General features: G+C 62.1%; 17 protein-coding genes. 7 read left to right on the forward strand and 10 right to left on the reverse strand.

Features of this window, described 5'->3' with window-relative positions; translation table 11 throughout:
• Positions 1-6: 6 nt before the first annotated feature.
• The 5 genes from AC3IR3_RS10480 to AC3IR3_RS10500 form a co-directional block, all read right to left on the reverse strand.
• Complete coding sequence (locus AC3IR3_RS10480) at positions 7-3,858, reverse strand: YadA-like family protein (RefSeq protein WP_489196817.1); 3,852 nt, start codon at positions 3,856-3,858, stop codon at positions 7-9.
• A gap of 1,060 nt (positions 3,859-4,918) precedes the next feature.
• The gene (locus AC3IR3_RS10485) at positions 4,919-5,548 is read right to left on the reverse strand and encodes a TetR/AcrR family transcriptional regulator (protein ID WP_489196818.1); all 630 of its coding nucleotides are present in this window, start codon (positions 5,546-5,548) and stop codon (positions 4,919-4,921) included.
• Positions 5,545-6,942, reverse strand: a complete 1,398-nt coding sequence (locus AC3IR3_RS10490; protein ID WP_489196819.1) for an efflux transporter outer membrane subunit — start codon at positions 6,940-6,942, stop codon at positions 5,545-5,547. The genes AC3IR3_RS10485 and AC3IR3_RS10490 overlap by 4 nt, the downstream gene beginning before the upstream one ends.
• Positions 6,935-10,081, reverse strand: a complete 3,147-nt coding sequence (locus AC3IR3_RS10495) for an efflux RND transporter permease subunit (RefSeq protein ID WP_489196820.1) — start codon at positions 10,079-10,081, stop codon at positions 6,935-6,937. The genes AC3IR3_RS10490 and AC3IR3_RS10495 overlap by 8 nt, the downstream gene beginning before the upstream one ends.
• Positions 10,082-10,090: 9 nt before the next feature.
• Entirely contained in the window at positions 10,091-11,272 is a 1,182-nt protein-coding gene (locus AC3IR3_RS10500; RefSeq protein ID WP_489196821.1) for an efflux RND transporter periplasmic adaptor subunit, read from the reverse strand.
• A 457-nt stretch (positions 11,273-11,729) separates the two neighbouring features.
• On the opposite strand from AC3IR3_RS10500, the gene AC3IR3_RS10505 reads away from it, so the two are divergent.
• From AC3IR3_RS10505 to AC3IR3_RS10530, 6 genes are all read left to right on the forward strand, one after another.
• A complete protein-coding gene (locus AC3IR3_RS10505; protein WP_489196822.1) occupies positions 11,730-16,241 on the forward strand; it encodes an RHS repeat-associated core domain-containing protein in 4,512 nt (1,503 codons plus the stop codon).
• A gap of 2 nt (positions 16,242-16,243) precedes the next feature.
• Positions 16,244-16,669, forward strand: coding sequence for a hypothetical protein (locus AC3IR3_RS10510; RefSeq protein ID WP_489196823.1), 426 nt, complete (start codon positions 16,244-16,246; stop codon positions 16,667-16,669).
• Between the two features lie 60 nt (positions 16,670-16,729).
• Positions 16,730-17,695 carry a tyrosine-type recombinase/integrase gene (locus AC3IR3_RS10515; RefSeq protein ID WP_489196824.1) on the forward strand — a complete coding sequence of 322 codons (966 nt, stop codon included), beginning with the start codon at positions 16,730-16,732 and terminating at the stop codon, positions 17,693-17,695.
• Positions 17,628-18,323, forward strand: coding sequence for an RHS repeat-associated core domain-containing protein (locus AC3IR3_RS10520; protein WP_489196825.1), 696 nt, complete (start codon positions 17,628-17,630; stop codon positions 18,321-18,323). The genes AC3IR3_RS10515 and AC3IR3_RS10520 overlap by 68 nt, the downstream gene beginning before the upstream one ends.
• A gap of 17 nt (positions 18,324-18,340) precedes the next feature.
• Positions 18,341-18,727, forward strand: a complete 387-nt coding sequence (locus AC3IR3_RS10525; RefSeq protein WP_489196826.1) for a hypothetical protein — start codon at positions 18,341-18,343, stop codon at positions 18,725-18,727.
• Positions 18,728-18,849: 122 nt separating this feature from the next.
• Positions 18,850-19,050: an RHS repeat-associated core domain-containing protein gene (locus tag AC3IR3_RS10530; RefSeq protein ID WP_489196911.1), complete on the forward strand. Its 201-nt coding sequence runs from the start codon at positions 18,850-18,852 to the stop codon at positions 19,048-19,050.
• Positions 19,051-19,272: 222 nt separating this feature from the next.
• Here the strand turns inward: AC3IR3_RS10530 and AC3IR3_RS10535 are convergent, their stop codons facing one another.
• The 3 genes from AC3IR3_RS10535 to AC3IR3_RS10545 all read right to left on the reverse strand — a co-directional run bounded on the left by AC3IR3_RS10535 (position 19,273) and on the right by AC3IR3_RS10545 (position 22,696).
• Complete coding sequence (locus AC3IR3_RS10535) at positions 19,273-21,000, reverse strand: serine hydrolase domain-containing protein (protein ID WP_489196827.1); 1,728 nt, start codon at positions 20,998-21,000, stop codon at positions 19,273-19,275.
• A gap of 123 nt (positions 21,001-21,123) precedes the next feature.
• A complete protein-coding gene (locus AC3IR3_RS10540) occupies positions 21,124-22,275 on the reverse strand; it encodes a helix-turn-helix domain-containing protein (protein WP_489196828.1) in 1,152 nt (383 codons plus the stop codon).
• A gap of 232 nt (positions 22,276-22,507) precedes the next feature.
• A complete protein-coding gene (locus AC3IR3_RS10545) occupies positions 22,508-22,696 on the reverse strand; it encodes a hypothetical protein (protein WP_489196829.1) in 189 nt (62 codons plus the stop codon).
• 72 nt (positions 22,697-22,768) lie between these two features.
• On the opposite strand from AC3IR3_RS10545, the gene AC3IR3_RS10550 reads away from it, so the two are divergent.
• On the forward strand, positions 22,769-23,023 hold the full coding sequence (locus AC3IR3_RS10550; RefSeq protein WP_489196830.1) for a GlsB/YeaQ/YmgE family stress response membrane protein: 255 nt from the start codon (positions 22,769-22,771) through the stop codon (positions 23,021-23,023).
• Positions 23,024-23,205: 182 nt separating this feature from the next.
• Here AC3IR3_RS10550 and AC3IR3_RS10555 read toward each other — a convergent pair whose 3' ends face one another.
• Positions 23,206-23,565 (reverse strand): hypothetical protein, encoded by a 360-nt coding sequence (locus AC3IR3_RS10555; protein ID WP_489196831.1) that lies wholly within the window; start codon positions 23,563-23,565, stop codon positions 23,206-23,208.
• A 455-nt stretch (positions 23,566-24,020) separates the two neighbouring features.
• The gene (locus AC3IR3_RS10560) at positions 24,021-24,653 is read right to left on the reverse strand and encodes a response regulator (RefSeq protein ID WP_489196832.1); all 633 of its coding nucleotides are present in this window, start codon (positions 24,651-24,653) and stop codon (positions 24,021-24,023) included.
• Positions 24,654-24,686 lie beyond the last annotated feature (33 nt).

Raw genomic sequence — 24,686 nt, forward strand, 5'->3', positions numbered from 1 at the left:
TCCTCCTCACCAGACCACGGCCGCGCCGACACCCGCGCCGGCATCGCCGCGCGAGTTGGTCGTGGCGTTGAGCTTCAACACATAGCGTCCGCTCTCGGTGATGGTCGACATGCCGACAGCGATGCCGGTCTCGCCGTGGAAATTGCCCAGTGCCACCGCCGCCGCATTCTGGTTCGGCTGGTAGGCCTGCGGCAGACTTGCCATGGCCATCGCCGAGGCGATGCCCGCATTGGCCCGGTTGCCGATGCGGTTGAGGTCGCGGTCTACGCTCTGGAAGCGCTGGTCGACGTAGTTCTTGGACCAGTTCTCCGCACTCTGGATGGCTTCGTTCAACTGGCCCACGTTCGCTGCATCGGTGGTGTTCACACCGGGCGCAACGTTGGTGATGGTTCGCTCGTTGCCGGCCGATCCCACCGATACGGTATTGGCTTGGGAAGCCACCGAACCCGCGCCGATCGCCACGCTGTTGTTGCCGCTGGCGGTCGAACCGGCGCCGACCGCCGTACTGCTGTTGCCCGATGCGGTCGAGCCGGCACCGGCCGCGGTCGAGTTGCTGCCCGAGGACGATGCTTGCGTGGTGTTGTCGGTGCTGGTCTGGAACGTGTTGTTCACCGTGGTGGTACCACCCTTCGGCAAATTGTTGACAGTGGTGGTGAGATTGTTGAACTGCGAGTACAACGCCGCCAACGTCTGGTTAGTGGCGTACAGCTGCGAGCCGTTGATTGCGTCCGTGCTGATTCCGCTGATACGGCCTGCCGCCACATTGGTGAGGGTACGTTCCGCACCTACGCTACCCACGCTCACCGTCGACCCCGGCGTAGCACCGGCGAAGTTGAACATAACGCCGTTGAGGGTGGCTCCGGCCGTGCCCACTGCCGCGTCCGTCTTCGACCCTGCACCCAGCGCGACACTACCCGCAAAGGCCGCCTCCGTTCCCGCACCCAATGCCATTGCCTGGATGCCGTTGGACACAGCGTTGGTGCCCAGCGCTACACCGTCGGCGAGGTTCACCGTGGCGTTCTGACCGATCGCCGTGCCGCCCGGCGCGGTCTGCTGCACGATCGCGCCGTTGCCCATGCCGATGCCGTTGTCGCCGTTCACCGTGGTCTTCGGGCCGATCGCCACCGACTCCGCGCCCGCCGCCAACGAATCGGAAGCCGTGGAGTTGGCGTGGAAATACTTGATCGGCGTGACAGAGAACGAACTCATCGCACCCTTCAGCTGACGCAAGGTCACCGCATCCTGATCAAGCGTGCCGTCGGCCACGTTGGTGATCTGGCGGAAGTCGGTAGCGTTGCCTACCGAAACTGCGCCTAACAGCGTGCGATCCGTCGTGTTGTAGGGAATCACGTTGGTGCCGACGAGAATCGAGCCCGAGGTCGGTGCGATCGCGCGGTCGGATACCGCTCCCGAACCCAGCGCCACACCGCCCAGCACGGAAACGCCCGTGCCCTGGCCCAGCGCAGTGGCATTGTCGGCCGCCGCGCTGGCACCCACACCGGCAGCCAGCGCGTTGAGGCCGGTGGCGCCGTTATTGGCGTAGTTGCCGCTCGCCGTGCCCCCATCGTTGACGCTGTAGTAGTGCGTTGCGCCGGCGACTACATTGTTATTCAACGTCTCCAGCGCCTGATTGGTGGCGAACAACTGCGAGCCGTTGATCGCATCCGTGCTGGCTCCATTCACCTGGCCCGCGGCCACGTTGGTGACGGTGCGCTCCGCGCCCGCGCTACCTACGCTGACCGTGCTGGTCGGTGTGGTACCGGCATAGGCGTAGCTGTTGCCATTGATGGTGCCACTCGCGGTAACGACCACCGCACCGGTGGCACTACCCGCGCCCAGTGCCACGTCGCCGACGTTAGTGCCGGCGGTGGCGCCATTGCCGATCGATACCGCGTTGGCCGTACTGGCCGTGGAAACCGGGCCGATCGCCACGCTATCCGTGCCGGTCGCATTGGCATCGGCCAGGGTGGAGTTGGCGTGGAAATACTTGATGCCACCACCGGTCACCGCGCCATTGATCTGGTTGAACACCTGTTGCAGCGAGTTGTAGGTGTTGCCGCCGTAGGTGACGTTGGTGGTGAGGTTGCCGGTGCTCGGATTGTAGGTGGTGCCGCCGCCGATGCTGGTGGCGATGGTATTGCCGAGGTTGGTCACCGTGGTGCCCACCGTGCCCACCGCCTGGTTGGTGGCGAACAGCTGAGACCCGTTGATCGCGTCGGTGCTGGCCCCGCTGATGCGGCCGGCGGCTACGTTGGTGACGGTACGCTCGGCACCCCCCGCGCCCACGCTCACCGTACTGGTCGGTGTGGTGCCGACGAAGTTATACGTCGTGCCATTGATGACGGCGTTGGCCGTACCTACCGCGACTGCCGTGGTCGAACCCGAACCCAGTGCAACGTCGCCCGCGTTGTTTGCCGTCGCCGTGTCGCCGAAGGCCAGCGAACCGGCGGCCAGAGCGCGGGTGTTGTTGCCGATCGCGACCGAGCCCTGCCCTTGTGCATTGTTGACGTTGCCCATGGCCACCGCGCCATTGCCGTTGGAGACATTGTTCGAACCCATCGCGATGGCACCGTTGCCGGTCGCACTGTTGGGGTCGCCGATAGCCACCGCGCCGTTGCCGTTGGCGGTCTGACCTTCACCCAGCGCGATGGCGCCCAAACCGCCAAGCACCTGCGAATTATGGCCGCCGGCCATCGAACCGGTGCCGGCCGCGGCGGCGACGGTATTGCTGTCGCCGATGGCGACCGTCGAGGCGGCGAGCGCCTTCGAGCTCTTGCCCATGGCGACGCTCGCCGTCGACGACGCCACCGATTGACCGCCGAGGGCAATGGCATTGACGCCGGATGCCACAGCGCCCGCAGTGGCATTGCCGCCTAGCGCGAGCGAGCCGGCACCCGACGCTGTCACCGCCGTGGCGACGACACTGCCGCCCACACCCAGCGCCGTGGCATACGTACCCGTGGCCTGCGCGAGCTGGCCGATGGCGGTGGATTCCTCCCCCGAGGCATTGGCGATAGAGCCGACGGCCGTACTCCATGTTCCGGTGGCGCCGGTCAAGTTGCCGATCGCCACGCTTTGCATACCCGTGGCGTTCGCCTTGTTGCCTAGCGCAAGTGCTTCGAATGTCGTGGTTGTGTTGCCATCGGGAAGCACGATACCCGAGCCTCCGCTCGCGTTGGAGTTCGCGCCAATGGCAATCGGGGAACCACCGTTGGTGGCAACTGCTTTGGCGCCTGCACCCATAGCCACGGCCAAACCGCCGGCCGTGCCGCCGGAAGCATCCGAGTTGGTGCCAATGGCGATAGCGGATGCGGACGACGATTTGGAGCCTGAACCCATCGCAATGGCATTCGCGGCGGAAGACGTTACGTCGGTGCCGATACCGATCGCGTTGTCCGCGGTCGCGCCCGTACCGGCGGCGGAACGCGCTCCCAGATAAACGGAATTAATGCCTGTCGTATAGGCTTGAAAGCCAACCGCGATATTGTTTTGCCCCGTGGCGAGCGAGGCGTATCCCACCGCGATGCCACCCAGTTGTTGAGCGGTCGCCGTCGAACCCAGCGCAGTGGCTCCGAGCCCATTGGCCTTGGCGCCATAACCCATGCATGAGGCGGTGCTGTTATAGGCGTTGTAAGGAGGTCCTGGCGTGCAGTCCACCGACTGCGCCTGCGCCAACGACGCAGCCCCTATCCAGCCCGACGCAAGCAGTACGGTGAAAACCGCCGGGCTCAGGCCTCGCAACGATGGACGGCGCTTACCTTGTCTCTGTCCGCTACCGCGATGGCACGTGGCTATCTCCGAAGCGACCACGAGCTGGTTCAGCGCGCGGCTCCAGATTTTGCTGTGGATCTTGTTCATACCTATTCCTTGTGTGGGGGACAGGAGCCGGAAGCCGGAGAGTACGAATCGCGGGCGCACGAACACCCTGGACGCGGAACCGTTGTGGGTTCCGCGTCTGCATTCGACGCGAACGAAGCGCGTTGCCCTGGTTTTTCCGCGCCCCTGTTTGCTTGCTTACGCGCGCGATCGCCGACCGCGTGCGATGGTCATGACGGGACAGCGTCCCGGATCAATCGCTCAGGCGAACTGTGGGGAAATCGGTCAGACCTGCCGGAGTGCGGGTGGCGCATGCAGGAGCGGCGCGTAGCGAAGAAAACTCTCTAACCAGGAGGCGTGAACGTACGGCGATTCAATCAGCGGCATTGGGTACTCCAACTATCTTTCCATTTCGATGGATACGTGTCCTTTGCATAAGCCACTTCCCCTCCAGGGAAGCTGCCTCACCCCCATCTGTGTCGCAACACCCGGCCTGTTCGCAGGATCGGTATGTGCCATCCGCCGCACCGGTCGGTGCGGCGGATGTATGTAGTCGTTGATAATCAGGCGGCCGTGTTGGCTTGCGTGAGGCGAACGCCGTCTTGCGGCGACGGAACATGCAATCCCGTGCCGGATACGTAAGTGTTCGATCCGCGAATCGCGATTCGCGGGCGTTCGCATCCCGATGCCCCCTGTGAGCACCTGTGGGTGAAACCATGCCTCCCTGGTCTTCCGGAAATACCTCGCGCCGTTGCTGTGAACGACATCTCGGGTACTCGGAATTTGTATCGATCTTATGCAGGCCCGATGCAAACTTGAAAGCGCCACCACAAAAAAATGTGACGCATATCACTGAACTTTCACGCATGCGTTTTGACTTACGCATTGTGGCCGATGATGCCATTGGCGCTACGCAACTTTGCTCGGCGCGAAGTTGCGATTTCGACCGATCGCGTTTGCTTTTTTTTTGAGAAGTGGCCGTGAAGACCAGGGAATGACGTGGACGTCTATCCGTACAAGCGGCAGGTCGATGACCTATGCGTCTTTAATATCCGCGCAGCGACAGACGACAGGTGCCGGCTGCACCCGGGACTTCCCTGGCCTACTCCGCGATCAACCGCGGCATCACCTCGGCCAGCGAGGTTCGCAGCAATTCCAGATCCATCTTCGGGTCGCGTGCCGCGCGCACGGCCAGGCCTTCCATCAGGCAAAGGAGAACCAGCGAGCGCCGGTAACTGAGTTCGGGCGCCATGCCCAGGCCACCTAATTCGGGCGGGCGTTCCAGCCACGCACGAAATTCCGCACAGCCGACATCGTCCGCCTGCTGGATGGCTTCGGCCACTTGCGCGTCGCGTGTCGCTTCCGCGCTGGTCTCCAGGAACAGCGCGGCATTCATCATGCGCATGTCCGGCCTGGGACTGCTCCAGGTGGCGAAGGCTTCCACCAGGGCTTCGGTCAGATCGATGGACTCGCCGAGTGCACGGATATCTTCGAGCTCGATTTCCGTCTGCTGTTCGATGATGGCGAGGACGATCGCGCTCTTGTTGGGAAAGTAGCGATAGATCAGTCCCGCGCTCATATCCGCCGCCTCGGCGATGTTCGCGATGCTGGCCGCGTGAAACCCATATTTGACGAAGCATTGCTGCGCGGCGGCCAGAATGCGCTCGCGTTGCGCCTTGACGCGCTGGCTTTGCGGCGCTTCGGGGACGATGGGTTTCTCGTGTTTGCTCATGGGGTACGTTCGTTCCAGCCGCCTCCGAGCACTTTATATAAAGTCACGCGGTTGGTCTGCTCCGCCAGGCGTGTGGCGATCAGTTGCTGCCTGGCGCTATAGAGCGCTCGCTGCGAGTCCAGGGATACGAGGTAGCTGTCGCGGCCGGCCTTATAGCGTGCGCGCGATAGCTCGTCCGCCCTGCCCGCCGCACGTACCAGTGCCTCTTGCGCCACTTGCTGCTCGTCCAGCGTACGCGTCAGCGCCAGTGCGTCGGCTACCTCGCGGAAGCCGGACTGGATGGCTTTCTCGTATTGCGCCAGGGCGATCCGCTGGTCGGCTTTGGCGCCGGCAAGCTGTGCGGTAAGGCGGCCACCCTGGAAGATCGGCAAGGTGATCTGCGGCATGAAGGTCCACGTGCCGCTGCCGCCCTTGAATAGCCCGGATAGCTCGTTGCTCGCGCTGCCGACGCTGCCGGTGAGGCTGATGGCCGGGAAAAATGCCGCCCGTGCCGCGCCGATGTCCGCGTTCGCGGCAAGCAACAGATGTTCCGCTTGCAGGATGTCGGGGCGACGCAGCAGCACATCGGACGGCAGATCCGCCGGCAACGCACCGATCATGGTCACGTCGTCGCTCATCCCTTTCGGCAACAACGCGTCGTTCGCCTGCCCGCCCGTCAACAGGCTGAGCGCGTTGGTGTCCAGCGCGACCAGACCGGTGTAGCGCGCCACATCGGCGCGTGCGGTTTCCACGGTCGTCTGTGCCTGACTTTCGTCCAGGCTGGAGGCCGCGCCCAGTTCGTGCCGCTGCCGGGTCAGGTTGAACGAAGCTTCCTGGTTGTCGCGCGTGGCTTGCGCCACCTGCAACGATTCCCGATCGGCGGCAAGCGTGAGATAAGCATTCGCCACTTCGGCAACCAGGCTCAACTGCGCGCTGCGCTGAGCCTCGCCCTGCGCGAGGTATCGCTCCAGCGCGGATGTGCTTAGCGAATTCACACGGCCGAACAGATCCAGCTCGAAGTCCGTCGTGCCCAGATCGGCCCGATACTGCTGGCTGACCGGCGACCCGCTCACGCCAGTGCGGGTGAGCGATCCGGTCGCGTTGATCGAAGGCATGCGGTCCGCGCGCTGGATGCGGTATTGCGCGCGGGCTTTCTCCACGTTCAGCACGGCAACCCGAAGGTCCCGGTTATTCCGCAGTGCCTGCTCGATCAGCTGGACAAGCCGGGGATCGGCGAAGAATTGCCGCCAACCAATGTCGGCCACCCGGCCCTGTACGGCACCGGCGGTTTCCGGCAACGGCCACGTCGCCGGGATATCTGGCTGCGCATCGGGCACTTTCGGTGCCAGGCTGACGCAGCCACCCAAAGCCAGCGCGATCGCCACGACGCATGCGGTAAGGATGGGCTTACTCATGGGACTGATCTCCCGTCGGTGTCGCGACATCGGTCGAAGCGTTCTTCTTTTTCACGAACAGGCGCTGCACGGTTACGAAGAACAGCGGCACGAAGAAGATGCCCAGCGCCGTACCCGCGATCATGCCGCCGAGCACGCCGGTGCCGATGGCGCGCTGCGCGCCCGAGCCCGCGCCGGTCGCCACGGCCAGCGGTAATACGCCGAGGCCAAAGGCCAGCGAGGTCATCAGGATCGGGCGCAGGCGCGTACGCACCGCCAGCATGGTCGCGGCGACCAGTTCCATACCTTTCTCGATGTTCTCCTTGGCGAACTCGACGATCAGGATGGCGTTCTTGCTGGACAGGCCCACCGTCGTGAGCATCGCCACCTGGAAGTACACATCGCGTTCCAGTCCACGGAAGAACGCCGCCGTCACGGTGCCGAGAATACCCAGCGGCACCACCAGCAACACGGCGGTGGGAATCGACCAGCTCTCGTACAACGCAGCGAGACACAGGAACACCACCAGCACCGACAAGACATACAGCAGCGGAGCCTGCGCGCCGGCCTCACGCTCCTGATACGACTGGCCCGTCCATTCCAGGCCGATGCCCTGCGGCAGCGTGGCCACCAGTTTCTCCACTTCGTTCATGGCATCGCCCGAACTGATGCCCGGTGCGGCCTCGCCATTGATCTGCATGGCGGATACACCGTTATAGCGTTCCAGCCGCGGCGAACCGTAGTCCCAATGCGAGCTGGCGAAGGCACGGAAAGGGACCATCGCACCGCTGGCGTTGCGCACGGACCACTTGTCGAAATCTTCCGGCGCCATGCGGAATGGCGCATCGGCCTGCACGAAGACGCGTTTCACGCGACCGCGGTCCATGAAGTCGTCCACATACTGGCCACCCCAGGTCATCGACATGGTGTCGTTGACGTCGGCGATGGAAAGCCCTTGCGCCGCTGCTTTCTTGTAGTCCACATCGATGCGGAACTGCGGCGTGTCTTCCATGCCATTGGCGCGGACATTCGCGAGCAGTTTGCTTTTGCCTGCCGCTTCCAGAAACTGATTGCGCGCCTTCACCAGCGCCTCGTGGCCGAGGCCGATGTTGTCTTTCAGATAAAAATCGAAACCCGCCGAGTTGCCCAGTTCCGGCACGGCAGGCGGTGCGAAGGCGAACACCAGCGCATCCTTGAACTGACTGAAGGTGCCCATCGCGCGGCCGGTTACAGCCTCCAGACTCAGGTCGGCACTGTGCCGCAACTTCCAGTCCTTCAATTGCACGAAGGCCATGGCCGCGCTCTGGCCGCCACCGGCGAAACTGAAACCCTGCACGGTGAACAGCGACTGCACCGCGGGGTCGTCCATAAACTGCTTTTGCACCTTGTCGACCACGTGGCCGGTTCGCTCGGTGGTGGCGCCCACCGGCGCCTGTACCATGGCGAAGACAAAGCCCTGATCTTCAAGCGGCAGGAACGATGTCGGCAGGCGCAGGAACACCACGACCATCGCTGCGCTCAACGCCACGAACACCAACAGGAAGCGCTTGCTGCGCCCCAGGATGGCGCGCACGCCACCCTGGTATGTCTGCGACGCCTGGTCGAAGCGGCGATTGAACCAGCCGAAGAAGCCACGTTCGGATGCGTGATGCCCCTTGGCGATCGGTTTGAGCATGGTCGCGCACAAGGCCGGTGTAAGCACGATCGCGACCAATACCGACAACGCCATCGACGACACGATGGTCACCGAAAACTGGCGATAGATCACGCCGGTCGATCCGCTCATGAAAGCCATCGGCACGAACACCGCCGACAGCACCATGGCGATACCTACCAGTGCGCCGGTGATCTGCGTCATCGACTTGCGGGTGGCCTCCAGTGGCGACAGGCCCTCCTCGCTCATGATGCGTTCGACGTTCTCCACCACCACGATGGCATCGTCCACCAGCAGGCCGATGGCCAGCACCATGGCGAACATGGTCAGCATATTGATGGAGTAACCCATGGCGGCCAGCACGCCGAAGGTGCCCAGCAACACCACCGGCACCGCAATGGTGGGAATCAGCGTGGCGCGGAAGTTTTGCAGGAACAGATACATCACCAGGAACACCAGCACGATCGCCTCGAGCAAGGTCTGGATCACGCCCTGGATCGACACCTTCACGAACGGCGTCGTGTCGAAGGCGATCTCCGACTTCACGCCACGCGGGAACGAAGGTGCGAGTTCCTTCAGCGCGTCCTGCACGCGCCCGGCCGTCGCCAGTGCGTTGGCACCGGAGGTCAGCGAGATGGCGATGCCGGTGGCCGATTTGCCGTTGTACTTGCTGGTGAAGCCATAGTCCTGCAAGCCCAGCTCGACCCGGGCGACATCGCCCAGGGTCAGCACCGAACCGTCGGTGCCGCTGCGTATCACGATGCTGCGGAACTGCTCGGGCGTCTGCAGGCGTTGCTGTGCGATCACCGTGGCGTTGATCTGCTGCCCCTTCACCGACGGATTGCCGCCGATCTGGCCCACCACCACCTGCTGGTTCTGCGCGCGCAGCGACGCCACCACTTCGGCGGGCGTGAGTTTGTAGGTATCGAGCTTGTTCGGGTCGAACCAGATACGCATGGCGTACTTCGAGCCGAACACTTCGATGTTGCCCACGCCGGCCACGCGGCTGAGCGGATCGACCACGTGCGCGGTGACGAAGTCGGAAATGTCGTCGCCGTCCAGACGTCCATCCTCCGATACGAAGGCCACCACCATCAGAAAGCCCGAGCTGGACTTGACGACGTTGAGGCCCTGCTGTTGCACGATCTGCGGCAACAGCGGCGTGGCGAGCTGCAGCTTGTTCTGTACCTGCACCTGCGCGATGTCCGGATTGGTGCCGTTCTCGAAGCTGAGCGTGACCTGCACATTGCCATCCGAATCGCTGGTGGCGGACATGTAGATCAGGCCATCGAGGCCTTTCATGTTCTGCTCGATGATCTGTGTCACCGAGTCCTCGACGGTCTGTGCCGAGGCACCGGGATAGCTGGCGTTGATCGACACCTGTGGCGGCGCGATCGCCGGATACTGCGATACCGGCAGGCGCAACAGCGACAGCACGCCAGCCAGCATGATGATGACGGCGATCACCCACGCGAAGATCGGGCGATCGATAAAGAACCTTGCCATGTCCGTTCCTTAGTGGGGGGCTTTGGCTGTCTGCGCAGCCGCTACAGGCGCGGTGCCCGCCTCGGTCGCGTGTACCGCCGCACCGGGCTGGACCATCTGCAACCCTTCCACGATGACTTTGTCGCCAGCCGACAGGCCGCTCTCCACCAGCCACTGATCGCCTATGGTGCGGGTGGCCTGCACGTCGCGCAGCGCGGCCTTGCCATCCTTGTCCACCACGAACGCGGTAGCGCCACCCTTGGGATCGCGCGCGATACCTGCCTGCGGCACCAGCAAAGCCTGCGCGTTGGTGCCCTTGTCGAGTACGGCGCGCACGTACATGCCGGGCAGCAGCGCATGCTCGGGATTGGGCACGATGACGCGCAGCGCGAAGCTGCCGGTGGTGGGATCCACACTGACGTCCGCGAACTCCAGCTTGCCGTCGAGCGGATAGCGGCTGCCATCTTCGAGCAGGATCTTTACCGGCGTGCCATTGCTTTCCTTCAGCGTGCCGGCGGCCAGTTGCTTGCGCAGCTGCAGCAGCTCGCCGCTGGACTGCGTGACATCGACGAAAATCGGATCGAGCTGCTGCACCCGTGCCATCGGATCGGCCTGATTGGCCGTGACCAGCGCGCCCTGTGTCACGCTGGATTTGCCAATGCGGCCGCTGATCGGCGACACGATGCGTGCGAAGGCGAGCGTCACCCCCGTACTTTCGACCGTCGCCTGGGCCGCGGCCACATCGGCCTCGGCCTGACGCCAGGTGGCGGTAGCGCTCTCGTCGTCCTGCTTGCTCACCGCGTCGATGCGAGCCAGCTCGGTAGTGCGCCTGGCATTGAGCTGCGCCGAATACAGCGTAGCCTTCGCCTTGGCCAGGCTGGCCCTGGCGTTGTTGTTATCCGCACGATAGGCCGCGTCGTCCAGCTGATATAGCGGCTGCCCCGCCTTCACCATGGCGCCTTCGGTAAACAGGCGCTGCTTGATAACGCCGTTCACCTGCGGCCGCACTTCGGCGACGAGATAAGCGCTGGTGCGCCCCGGCAATTCGCGGGTCACCGTAACGGGTTGCGGCTTGAGCGTGATTACGGTGACCTGCACCGGACCGCTCTGCTGCTGTTCGGCGTGGCCGCCCTTGCAGCTAGCCAGGGCCAGTGCGACAGCCGTCAGGACGCACACCGGAATCAGGCGCGTCGGAGTATTTCGGGGAGACATGAGGAACCTCGACCAGACCGCCTGGGGTGTGCGACATGGAAAAATGAATGACCGTTCTCATTATTGAACCAAAATCACACATTAGTCAACTAAACTAATGGCACGGGTAGAAAAAGGCCAACACAACAGAGGTTTATGGGTGTCGAGATAGTGCGCCCAAACCGCTGGCGGCGCCTCTGCCGTTCGTCATTCTGGCCTTCCGGCTCTTTGGGGAGGCTCCGCGAGGAAAGGTTGCTAGCCTCGAACGTAGCGCTGCTCGTCGATGCGGGCCACGCTGTAGGTTCCTCAGCCCTGGCCGTACTGGGCGCCCAACGGCACCCTGTCCTGACTTGTAGGTACTTTCCTACAAAGCGCGTTGGCCTGTCCTGACAATGGAGGCTTGAGAAATTTCTTACGATGGCAGCAGGAACGTGCCCCATCACAAGGAACTTCAGGGATGTCTACGCTAACCGGTCGCGTGAAGGGCTTCGGTCATCGCTTCAGCAGGTTTCGGTGGGGGCTGTGTCTGATGCTGATGCTGGGCTTGGCGCCACAAGCGTTTGCCGGTTCGCAATACAGCGGTCCGTATACCTACCGGACGTATGACGACCCGACGGGCAAATGGACCGACCATTCGGCGACCTCGGCCTCCGAAGCGGTTGAGCAGGCCAAGGCGTACCTGCAGGAGCACAGCAAGCCCGCAGGGCCGTGGACCTGCCAGGTCATCGTCTACAGCTTTCCCGACAACAACAGCTTCACCCTGGTCAGTCACCGCGACGGCCAATCCAATTGGAATGCGGATTGCAACAGCAACTTTTTCAACGACGAAATCCAGATCAGCGCCACGTATCGCGGCTATGACGTGGGGAGGAACCGGGGCGCTTGCGATTGCAGCGGCGGCAACGGCAGCGATAGCGGTCCCGCGCCAGGGTCGCCGTTGAAGAACGACCCGGTCAACGTGGGCACGGGCAACAAGTACGAGCAGGACACCGACTACACGGCGCCCGATGGCTATCTCACGTTTCGTCGGTTCTATAACAGCGTCGGCGGCGAAGGGTTGTTCGCCCGGCCACTGGGACTAGCTTGGCGCCATTCGTTTCAACGCGAACTCTATCCGGCCAATACCAATGGCGGCCGGGCCACGATCATTGTGGCCTACCGGCCCGATGGCAGTTCCGCACAATTCCGGCGGCCCTCGACCGGCACGACCTGGTTCAATGACTATGACACCCAGAATCGCTTCAGCGAGACCGACGACGCGGCCGGCAACGCGATCGCCTATACCCTGACCCTGGTCGACATTCAGCAGACGGAAACCTATTTCGCCGATGGCCGACTGAACCAGGTCACGGACGCGCGTACCGGCCAGGTGCTCTATGCGACCACCTACAGCGACACCTCGACACCGATCACCGTCGCTCCCAAGCCCAACCTGTTGATCGCTGTGACGGACGTCAACGGGCGCTTGCTGCACTTCACCTACGACGCGCAAGGCCGGCTACAAACCCTGACCACCCCGGATGGAGGGGGGGTGACCTATGGTTTTGATAGCGGTGGTGCCGTGTTGTCCTCGGTCACCTATGCCGATGGGGCGGTGAAGCGCTACCTCTACAACGAGGCGGACAAGACCGGTGACCACAACTGGCCCTTGGCCATGACCGGGTCGATCGATGAGCGCGGTGTTCGTCTGGAGACCACCACGTACGATGCGCAAGGCCGTGTGACCACGTCAGCGAAGGCCGGCGGAGCCGATGGTCTGACGCTGTCCTACCTTTATGAGGCGGGCATCAACGGCACCACCATGACCGGAACCCTGGGCGCGGTCACCGTGCTGAGCTTTAGTCAGGCGTTGGGGCGTGGGCAAATCCGGGACAGCAGCCAACCCTGCGGACCGTCGTGCGCACAACCCTGGAAGTTCGTGAGCTACGACTATGCCGATCATCCCGCGCAGTACAACGATTTCAACAACAACGTCATCTACACGACCTACGGCCAGACCGATGGTCTGCTGATCAAGCAGGTCGATGCCTCCGGTACACCCGCACAGCGCACCACCGAGACGACCTGGGACGTGCCGGCCCGCGTACCGCTGACCCGGACCGTCAAAGCCAAGGACGGCACGCTCGTTCGCTCCCAGGCTTGGGCCTACAACGACCGGCATCAGGTGACGGCCGAGTGCGACTTCGATGCGTCCGTCGCCACGAGCTACGCCTGCGGGTCGCAGGCGAATGCCCCGGCGAGTGTCAGCCAGACCCGCTACGCCTACTGCGACGCAATCGACACGACGCAGTGCCCGCGCGCCAACCTGCTGCTGTCGGTGGATGGCCCTCGGACCGATATTGCCGATGTCACGATGAACCGCTACTACCTGACCGATGATGAGAGCGGCTGCGGCACGGCGGGCGGTGCCTGCCACCGCGCAGGCGACCTCTATACGATCGCCGACGCGCTGGGGCATACCGCGACGATCCTGGCCTATGACAAGGCCGGTCGCGTGGTCCGACGCCGGGATGCCAACGGGGTGTTGAAAGACTTCGTCTACAACGCCCGTGGATGGCCGACGAGCATCACGGTTCGCGCACGAGCCGACGGCAGCGCCTCGGCGGACGACGCCACGACGCAACTGGATTATGAAGTCACCGGATTGCTACACAAGGTGACGGATCCGGACGGCGTGTTTGTCACCTACAGCTACGATGACGCCCATCGTCTGATCGATGTCGCTGACGCCGCCGGCAGCCACCTGCATTACACCCTCGACGCCGCCGGTAATCGCACCAAGGAACAACTCCTCGACACTCAGGGCACGGTGACCTGGTCGGTCTCACGGACGTACAACACGCTGGGCCAACTCATCCGCACCATGGATGGCAAGGGCCAGATCGTATTTGACGCCTCGGCAGCGAATGCTTATGACGGCAATGGCAACCTGATGAACTACACGGGAGCCAATGGGGCGCTGCAGTCCGATACCTACGATGCCCTGAACCGTCTGGTCAGCCGCGTCGCCGATGTGAACGGCACAAATGCGGGCACGGCGAAGACGACCAGTCGTTTTACCCTCGACGTACTGGATCGGCTCACCCAGGCCACCGATCCGGACAACCTCGCGACGACCTATGGGTTCGATGGACTGAGTCGCCCTACCTCGCAGAAGAGTCCGGATACAGGCACCCGAACGGCGACGTACGACGTGGCCGGTAACGCCCTCACCCAGGTGGATGCGAAAGGGGTGACGGTGACTCATGCCTACGATGCTTTGGGTCGGTTAACGGCGGATAGCTACGACGATACCCGGCTCAACGTGGCCTACCACTTCGACGAGGCCGACGGCGTCACGGGGTGCAGCGGCTCGTATGCAGTGGGGCGATTGACCCGCATCGTCGAGTCGGCGGTGACTACGACTTACTGTTATGACGCTCAGGGACGGGTAACCGAGCGGCGGCAGACGCAAGGGACGGTAACCGACACCACCAGTACGGTCTATACCCGCGCCGGGCGGGTGACGGCCGTCGCCACCCCGGGCGACACAGTGACCGAATACGACCGCAACGCCTTGGGACAGATCACCTCGGTAAAAGTGACGCCGGCCAACGGAACGGCCACTCCGGTGGTGACCGCCGCGACGTATCTACCGTTTGGCCCCCTGGCGTCTTATACGCTGGGCAACGGGCAGGTCGTCGCTCGCACGTACGACGCGAATTACCAGGTGACGGACGTCACCAGTCCGGCCTTGAACCTGCATTTCGTCCGGGGTGCGGCGGGCAACATCACGGCCTTGGGCGACACGGCCGGCGCGAACCCCTCGACCGAGACCTACGGATATGACGCGCTGTACCGTTTGACCGCCATCAACGATGCCGCCGGCAACGCCATTGAGGCCTACACGTACAACAAGACGGGTGATCGCCTGAGCAAGAGCGCGCCGGGACTGGCCACCGGGACCTATGGTTATCAAAGTGGCACCCATTGGCTGACGGCGACCGGCACAGCTTCGCGAACCTACGATGCCAACGGCTCGACCACGGGCAGCGCGTTCGCAGGCGCCGCATGGGGTTATGGCTACGATGGCCGCGGCCGGCTCACGCTTACCCAGCAGGGTGGCGCAACGGTGGGCGCGTATATTTACAACGCCTTGGGGCAGCGCGTCGCCAAAACGGTCGGCACGACCCCGCTTCGCTTCGCGTACGGCGATGTCGGCCAGTTGCTCGGCGAATACGGAACGGCGCATCGTGATTACGTCTGGATGGATAGCGTGCCGGTCGGCGTGGTGGATGGTGCCGCCGTCACGTTCATCCATGCCGATGCGTTGAACACGCCGCGCGCTGTGGCCGACAGCGGTGGTGCCACGCTATGGAGCTGGGCGCTAAAAAGCAATCCATTTGGCGAGGCGTCGCCCGTTTCCACCAATGGTTACGTACTGAACCTGCGATTCCCCGGCCAGTACTTCGATGCCGAGAGCGGGCTGAACTACAACGTCAACCGGGACTACGAAGCGGCGACGGGTCGCTACGTCCAGAGCGATCCGATCGGGCTGGCGGGTGGTGCAACTACCTATGCTTATGTCAGCAATAATCCGCTGATGTACATTGACCCATCGGGCTTGTGGTCTTTCTCATTCGAGGCTTATCTCGGGTTTGGCGGCGGTGTCCAGTTTGGCCGTGACCCCACGTCCGGCGAATGGTTCTATGGCGGTCGCCTTGGCGTAGGCGCGTCGATTGGTGGATCGCTCGATCCTTCTGGCAAGCGACCCGGCGCGGACGGTAAGGACTGTACTCATGGCTCAACGCTCGGAATTTTCAACCAGGGCGGAATCACTATTGGCCCGGCATCCTGGAATCCGATTCAAAACTCAGTCGGGTTGAATCTGGACAATTCGGGCAAGGGGTACGAGGAAGATGGCCCGGCCGACTCACCAACCTTCAATCGTTCCTCGGGAAAAGCTTTTGGGATTGGATGGTCGACCGGCATTGAGGTTGTAGGCCACTAGACATGAATGACTTTGTCGCTAATTTTAGAAGAATGCCTGGACCTCTGAGGGTCTTAACACTGTTCTCATTGATGTCACTGCTGCTTATAGCAGCGACGGTCGTTCCAGGCGGCGCCGTTGTCGGTCAGAGGAGGGTTGAATTAAAGGACTGGTGGATCAACGGCAGCGGGCTAGTACTTGCTGTAGCTGTTTGCTTTTTCTTCAGCGCGGGAATCTTGCTACTTAAAGCTCGACGGCTTGGTCGACTTGCCTACATATCAGGCTTCGCGGGGCTCTACGTTGCAGGCTATTTTATCGAGCTGATAAACGGCGTGAGTTACTCTCGCGACGACTATTTCTATGATCTTCTCTTTGCGGCTTCGCAAGTTATAGCTTTGAGCGCTTATTTTTTTCTGAACCGACGGGTGAAGAACTTCTTGGTTACTTAGCAAGGCTGCGCGAACTGATTGAGGCTACCGATGTCACGTGCCAGGAGAGAGCCGCTGAGCATGCGTGGCCAGGCGCTGGCCGTGACCCATTTACGCCACTGGTTTAGGTGGCTGGTGAAACATCACCACATCCTGACCAACCCGGCGGCCGATCTGGACCTGCCGCGTGCGCCGCGCGTGACCTTGCCCGAGGGCCTGACCGCCGAGCAGATGGACGCGGTGCTGGCCCTGCCGGACGTCGATGACGTGCAAGGCCTGCGCGATCGCGCGCTGCTGGAGCTGCTGTACTCCACCGGCGTGCGGCGACAGGAAGCGCGCAACCTCTCGATCTTCGATCTGGACTTTGGTCACGGCGTGCTGCGCGTGCGCCAGGGCAAAGGCGGCAAGGGCCGCCTCGTGCCCATCGGCGAGCGAGCCTTGGCGTGGGTGCGCCGGTATCTGGACCTGGCCCGTCCGCAGCTGGTGGTGGACGCCCCGGAAACCGCACTCTTCCTCAACCGCTTCGGGGAGCGCCTGGGCAACAACGGGCTGGCCACCACCGTGCGCCGGTATCTGGAAGCAGCCGGCGTGCGTCAGCGTGGCGCCTGCCACCTGCTGCGGCACACGATGGCCACGCAGATGCTGGAGAACGGCGCCGACATCCGCTACATCCAGGAGCTGCTCGGCCACGAGCGGCTGGACACCACGCCGATCTACACGCACGTGTCGATCGGCAAGCTGAAAGAGATCCACACGGCCACCCATCCGGGGGGCCAGGCTGGACCGCCTGCCGCCGCAGTCCGAGGACTGATCCTTACCCAACGAACGCCGCCGACGCTTGCCGGCGCGAACCCGAACGCGTACAAAACCGTCTCAAGGATTTTTAGCCAGGATGCCTCGCCCGCTCATGCCCGCCGTGCTCGCCAAGCCGCGCTGTATCAAGGCCAGCCACCGGCGTCGGCGCACGGGTGCGTCAAGGGTGTGGTTCCCCGGCCAGTACCACGATGCCGAGTCTGGAACGAACTACAACATGTTTCGTACGTATGACCCGGCCACGGGGCGGCACCTGCAGAGTGATCCGATCGGATTGGCTGGTGGCATATCGACGTATGCCTATGTGGGAAGCTCCCCTCTAAATGGTGCTGATCTATGGGGCCTTGCCACGCTAGTTGTAGTTGGCGGTCCCTCTCCGGGTTTGAATGGGGCAAGTGGTAACCCGTTTGTTCATGTCTCGATTGCGACGGCAGGTTCGGGCATCTATAGCTACGGCACAGCCACACCTTACGATTCAAGAAACATCACCGCACCAGGGTCAAGCGTCTCTACCTTCCTGCTTGATCAAGCCAGATGGCGCGATGAAACTGCATTCATAATCAATACCACACCAGAGCAAGAAGCACAGACTCTGGCGTACTTGCAGTCATTGAATGCGAGGTTACCGAAGGTTCCCGGGCCAGACAGTTCGGATACGTGCGCATCAAGGACCAACGAAGCTTTGAGGAAGGTCGGAATGTATGACCCTTCGAATCCTTACTCTCCATTTTACGCTAGCCCATTACCGGAAAGCAGCGCTTTGATTGGCAGCTTTTACGCCAATTCAACGGGTGGGAAAATCATATCGATTCCGGTTGGAACGACGCATCTTCCAGCGATTCTCAATCAATTCAACCCATGACCTTAGGCTTAAAACCCATGCGAATCCTCGCACTCGTTTTGCTCGCCCTCGGCGCAGCCTTTGCGTGGCTCTGGCATCGGGCTGAGAAAGGCTCAGAGTTGAGCCAGAAGCCGGACATTTCACGCCTTCAGGGGATTGAGTTCGAGCACCGTGGCAAGAACTTAGACAAACCCATTATTTTCGTCAAAGAGAGCGGAACCTGCTCTGTGGGCATTCTTGCCCCCGACAAACGAACACGAGCGTGGATTCTTCTTTATTCCCCTACGACTACAACGGCATTCCGAAGTGTGCCCGCTGCGTATTTGGTCACGCAACAGCAGGTGGAGACGATCGAAAAAGAATGCATGATCAGTCCGGAAGCGAAACAGGAATTGTTGAAGCATATGAATCAATCGGCGATGTAAGGATCACGCTATCAAGACGCTGAAATACACATGTACCTATGCAGACAATCGCCTTCGGCGAGCGGCAGCTGACGTCAACAACGGACCACGTGCTCAACCTGCGTTGTCCCGCCAGTACTTCGATGGGGAAAGCGGGCTGGGGCTACAACGTTCACCGATACTATGACGCCACGACAGGTCGCTATGTCCAAAGCGATCCTTTGGGACTCGACGCAGCACCTTCCACCTATGCTTACGTCGGTGGCAATCCGCTGCGCTACATCGACCTCAAGCATGCGACCCCATCAAATCCACTAATCCCCAAGGGTCGGACGTGGCGGTAGTCGTTGACATGAATGCAGTCCCTGTCTTAGGCAAATTCGGCAGGCATGCCGCAAATGGGCGCCCTGCTTGCCCGGGTGTCACCGGGCCTGCAATGGCTGTCATCGGCCAAAAGCGGAAGTCCTTTTCTCCCGAAGAGTGACGGGTACTGCTCTCGCTTGGCGATTGCCCCTGTAGGGCACCAGCAGCCAAGCGAGAAACAACGCAATCCTGTTCGCTGTCGCTTAAGGGGCATCGCTTACGTTGTGACCATCCGATGCAATGGTCGTCGTTCGCACGAAGCTTATGTTCTCCGCTACGACACCGGAAAGCTGGAAACCGGTAACGCGCCCCGCGCTATCGCGCTGGAAGGACAGTTTCTGGAAGAACGATTCGGGGCTGGCGAACATATCCTTTTGGTAAGGCTGCAAGGAAATGGCCGGGCGACGCGGATGGTAGGCCAGGAGTTGGCCGTGCTCGACGCGCAGTTCGTAAGTCGTATCGAGTTCGGTGCTGTAGTAGCGGCCGGTGAAATCGGCCAACACGACGGTGTCCGGCGAGAACGGCGCGAGTGTCACGCGCTTGGCTTCCAGCGAACCATGCAGGCCGATCCGGTAGTTGAAGCTGGCCGCCGGCCCCTTAGTCCCCGTCGGAAATTCGATCGCGATGTCGTTCTTCGGATCGAGCTGGAAGGCATTCGCCGATACAGCGGGCAGTTCGGTCCGCTCCCTGGAGCCCATCTGTTGGATGAACAGACGTCGCTTGTCGTTGACGATATGAAAAATCAACCCGGGGTACAGCTCGTACTCGCCGGCATATGCCGCCAGCTCCGCCGGACTGGGATGCCGCGCCCCGGCTGGCTTTGACGTCCGATAAGCCGGTCGCTTAGACAGATAGATATCGGCCACTGCGAAGGCGATTTTTGCCGTGTCGAAGTCTGTGGCGTTGCCAAGCACCGCTACGCTGAAACGTTCGCCGGGAATGCGCAGCAGGAAGCTGCGGTAACCGGCATCCCTGCCACCGTGGCTCCAGGTATCCATTCCCTTGTACTCGCGCCGCTCTTGGCCGAGCGCGTATGCATCGACCTTGCCGTCGGCCAGCACACCCTGCTCTTCCATACGCCGGATTACCGCCGGCCCACCCACGGATGGCGTCTCGAAATTCAGGGCCCAGCGGCTGAGATCCTCCGCAGTGGTCTGCAGGCCGGTCGGGCCGACGGTGGCGTAGTTCAGCAACGAACGGACATAAGCGCCTTTCGTCAGTCGGTAGGAAAGCGCGCGCCCAGCCACCTGTTCGTCCAGATCGTCCTGGAAGTGCGTGTGGTTCATACCCAGCGGACGGAAGATGCGCTCGTCGCTGAACGCTCGCAGGCTCTTCCCGGAAACCCGGTGCACCACCTCCGCCAACAGGCTGTAACCGGAGTTGGTGTACTGGTACTGGGTGCCCGGCACGAAGTTGCCACCCCGCTGCCTGAGCAGCAGGTTCATTACCTGCCCATCCGTCACCAGGTCCTCGGCGCGCCAGCCCGCGGCTGCCAGCAGCGTCCACTGGTCGCGCAAGCCACTGGTGTGGTTGAGCAACTGCCGCAAGGTCAGCGGTCCGAGTGGAGCCGACTCGGGAATGTACTGGATAAGCCGATCGTCGATCGACAGCTTGCCGTCCTGTTCCAGCATCAGGACAGCGAATGCAGTGAACTGTTTGGATAGCGAGGCGACGTGGAACACTGAGTTGGGTCCGACCGTCTGGGGCTGCTCCAGGTCGGCCATGCCCACCGCGACGCTTTCCACGAGATGGCCATCCAGGGTGATGGACACAGCGGTGCCGGGCCGGTCCGGCCGGTCCCACGGTTGCAACAGCTGCCGAACGGCCGCATGCGGATCGGTCGCCGCGTCGGGAAGAGTCGGCGCGGCTTCGGCACGTGCGGTGACGAGTGCCAGGATCAGCGCGAGGGTGCGCAGGAAAGACGAAGACATTCACAGACTCCTTCGGACAAGTAGATCCGAGGATGTCGTACCAGATCGGGCGCGGCGACCGACTTCGCAAAGTCGTACACGATTAACACAAAGCCGGACAGGAACTTAGCGAACCCGGTCGCGCTAGGTCGCGGATCGCTCGAGGTCGCTCATCAGCCGGCCCGTCACACGCCGCCGGTACGCGCTGGGCGTCGTGCCCGCGTGTTTACCGAACGCGGCGTTGAAGGAAGATTTGGAGTTGAAGCCCACTCGATGGGCGATCTCCAGCACGTTCAACTCGCCGGCGACGGGGTCGACCAGCAGAGTCGTAGCTTTCTCCACCCGATACCGGTTCACGAAATCGAAGAAGTGAATGCCCATCCGCTGGTTGATCAGGCTGGACAGCTCCCGCTGCCCCATACCCAGCCGCCGGGCGAGACTGCGAATGGTCAGGGATGGGTCGAGAAACGGCTCGCGGCTAGTCATATAAGAGGTCACGCGTTCGATCGCGATCGCGTCCTCTGGCGTGGTCGCGTCGACGTGGCGATCCTGGACGGCAACACGCTCGGCTTCGTCCAGGCCGCCCAAGAAAAGGGACTGCTTGAGCAAGGCTGCAAGGGTCATCGCGCAGGTGATCGTCACGGCCACCACGCTTACGAGCACGTCCAGTATCGTCAAGGCCCTGCTTTGGCCGGTCGCCCAGAGCAGGCTCTTGAGCAGCACCAGGCTGTGGGCAGTCAGGGACACGCCAAGCACCGTCGCCAACCATGTAAATATCCGTGTATCCGGATTCGAGCGGTTTTCGCGATAGGCGCGGCGATATTGCGCCAGCAGCAGCGCCATCAAACCCGCGTATACATAGAACTGCACGTGCAGAGCAGCGCTATTGATAGCCAGGTCGACCTCACGCCCGCCCCATGCGCCAGCCGTCCCGGCGTACCAGGCCATGGCCCGCGGAAAGAGTGAGAGTGCCGATGCGGCGACTGCCGCGCCACCGACGAAAAGATGGCCACGTAAACGCCGTTCCGGAAAGCAAAGCGCAACCGAATAGGCGTAGAGCAACGGCATCTGCAGAAACCCCAGCGGTAGTCGAAAGCCCAGCGCGTCGCGCATTGCCGCCGGAAGCGGGGCCGCAGCCCAGCCCAGCAGATCCACCGCAGTCAGCAATAGGAAGCCGGCAAGGAAGCGATTGGCTTTTCTCATGGGGCTGCGCGCGACCAGGAGGAACGCCGCCAGCAACAGGTGCAGACATACGGCTAGCAAGCCGGTGGCGGCCAGAATGACGTTGGGTTCCATGCGAAAAAGTTCTGTTCCAATCATAGGCGCTGGGGCATGGCGCGTCAGGCCCCTGTGCGTAACCAGGGGTGGCCACGGAGATGGGCTTGCACGTGCTGGCCTACAACATGAAGCGGGTGATGAAGATCCTGGGCGTGAGGCCGATCATACAGGCCATCATGGCTTGGTAATGCTTCATCTCCCGATGACGCATCGCTGGCAGAATCAACGTCGTGCGGCTATCAACGCCACGCTACCGTCCGTCGAGAAATAAATGCCGCAGTGCAATAAAGGCCGCCACGATGGCGACTTTTAAACCCATGGTCCGGACCATGACTTCGATAGGAATCGTCTGAATGAGCTTTTGACGCCGGCGGCCTAAACTGGTGACGCCCGGCGTTGCGCTATCGTGACCGTAGCCCGTGCATACTTCCGCATACATACCCGTCGTCCATTCAATGATTTTCGGCCGACGGCCGTTTCGCCCACCGGTACCTTCACGGAGTCTCTGGCAATGGCAGCACACGGCATCATTGTATGGTTGATCATCGGCGCATTGGCCGGCTGGCTGGCTGGTCTGTTGGTCAAAGGGGGCGGCTTCGGCCTGATCGTCGATATTATCGTCGGCATTGTCGGCGCATTTATCGGCGGCTGGCTGGCCGGTGTCTTAGGCATCACCCTTGGTGGTGGCTTGCTCAGTTCGATCATTACCGCGACGGTTGGTGCGGTGGTGCTGCTGTTTGTCTTACGCCTGTTCAAACGGGCCTGAGTCGATAACTTCGTTAGGGAAGCGCCGGCATCTTGCCGGCGCTTTTCCGCATGCCGCCGATCGGATCGACAGCACGACACTCAGGAATGATGCAGAGGGATATGCAATACGCATAACGCACTGCAGCGGATGCAACGGTCCAGCCACTTCGGCGTGACCGAAAATCGTCGAGCCTGTCGAACTCAAGTCGAATGTTTCAGCGCCACCACGGCCCGACGCAGCAGCTCGCGCATTTTCGGATCCATCGCAACCAGGCGGTCCACCGAGCGCAGCATGACGAGCGAAGCATAATCGCCCAGGGCCGCCTCGCCCCACTCCGCCAGCAGAATCCGACGCAACACAGGCAGGCGGATTTCGGCCAACGAAACGGCGTCGTCCGGGTCGACGGCGGTCACCAGATCGTGGAGGTCGCGCCTCATAGCCATTTCCCGGGCATCCGGCGCAGGCGAAGGACCGAGACTGAGATGGCATTCGATGCGCCGCAGCACATCGAGCAATGAACTGCGATGCAGGGGCAATCCCGTACGTGCGGGGAGAGGCATAGGTGGCCTCGCCGGCTGGGCCGGATCAGTATGACTGGACTTCGCGATGGCATCAGCCGTGCGTAAAGAGTGTTGTTGTGACGTCCTCATCTCGTATGTCCAGCCCCCTTCAATTGCAACTAGATCCCGACAGCCAAGCCCTATGGGGGCAAACACGGGCTTGACTGCCGCCGACGTAATCGCCGACACATACACGTCCCTGGTACGCGGAAAACCGCTGTGTGACGTGCCTGGAATCCTGGTCCGGCCAGGGAGCGCCATGCCGTCACATCTCGTGGTCGTAATTTGGGCGACTGGCATCGCGTTTTGAATCAGAAAAGTCCTAGACAATCTAAATAGTGACTTTTCACTCGCTCGACTTTCCGGAACGACCGGCACAGTCACACGGCAAAGCCGTCCGGGCAGCCATGCCGGAACGTATGCGGATTCTCGCGTGGAGGCGCCTGGAAAGGTTTCTAGAGCAGGCCGTTGGAGCGGGCGTAGTCGTATAACTGCTTGTCGCCGTCCAGACCGAGCTTGCGCATGGCGTCGCGCTTCTGCTGGCTGACGGTTTTCACGCTACGTCCGGTGCGGCGGGCGATTTCGGAGACAGTCAGGCCCTGAGCCAGGAATCGCACCACTTCGGCCTCGCGTGGCGACATCGAGCCCGGCTCGTCGCTGACCATCACGGCTTCTTCGATCTGTTTGCGCGTGCGTTCGCTGAGATAGATGCGTCCCGCGCCGATGACGTCGATCGCAAGCATCAACTCCCTGGTCATCGCCATTTTGTCGACGACGCCACCCACCCCGACCGCAAGCATGCCTTGCACCAGGGCCGGATTGCTGAGCATCGTGAGTACGAGGATGGAAAGCTGCGGATGGCTTTTGCGTAGCCCGGCCAACATGGACAGGCCGTCCTCGGAAAGCCGATCGTCCGGCATGGAGAAATCGGTGATGAGCAAGTCGCAGGGCTCGCGTGACAGCAAGCTGACCAGCTCCTGGCCATTGCGCGCTTCGCCGACGATGCGGAACCTGTCCCCGTAGCTTTGCAGCGCTGCTTTCAGTCCCATCAGGACAACGGGATGATCGTCGGAAATAATGACCCGCACTGCGCACCTCATCGTGCGGCTTACGTTAGCCCG

The organism is Luteibacter sp. GL_149, assembly GCF_057834065.1.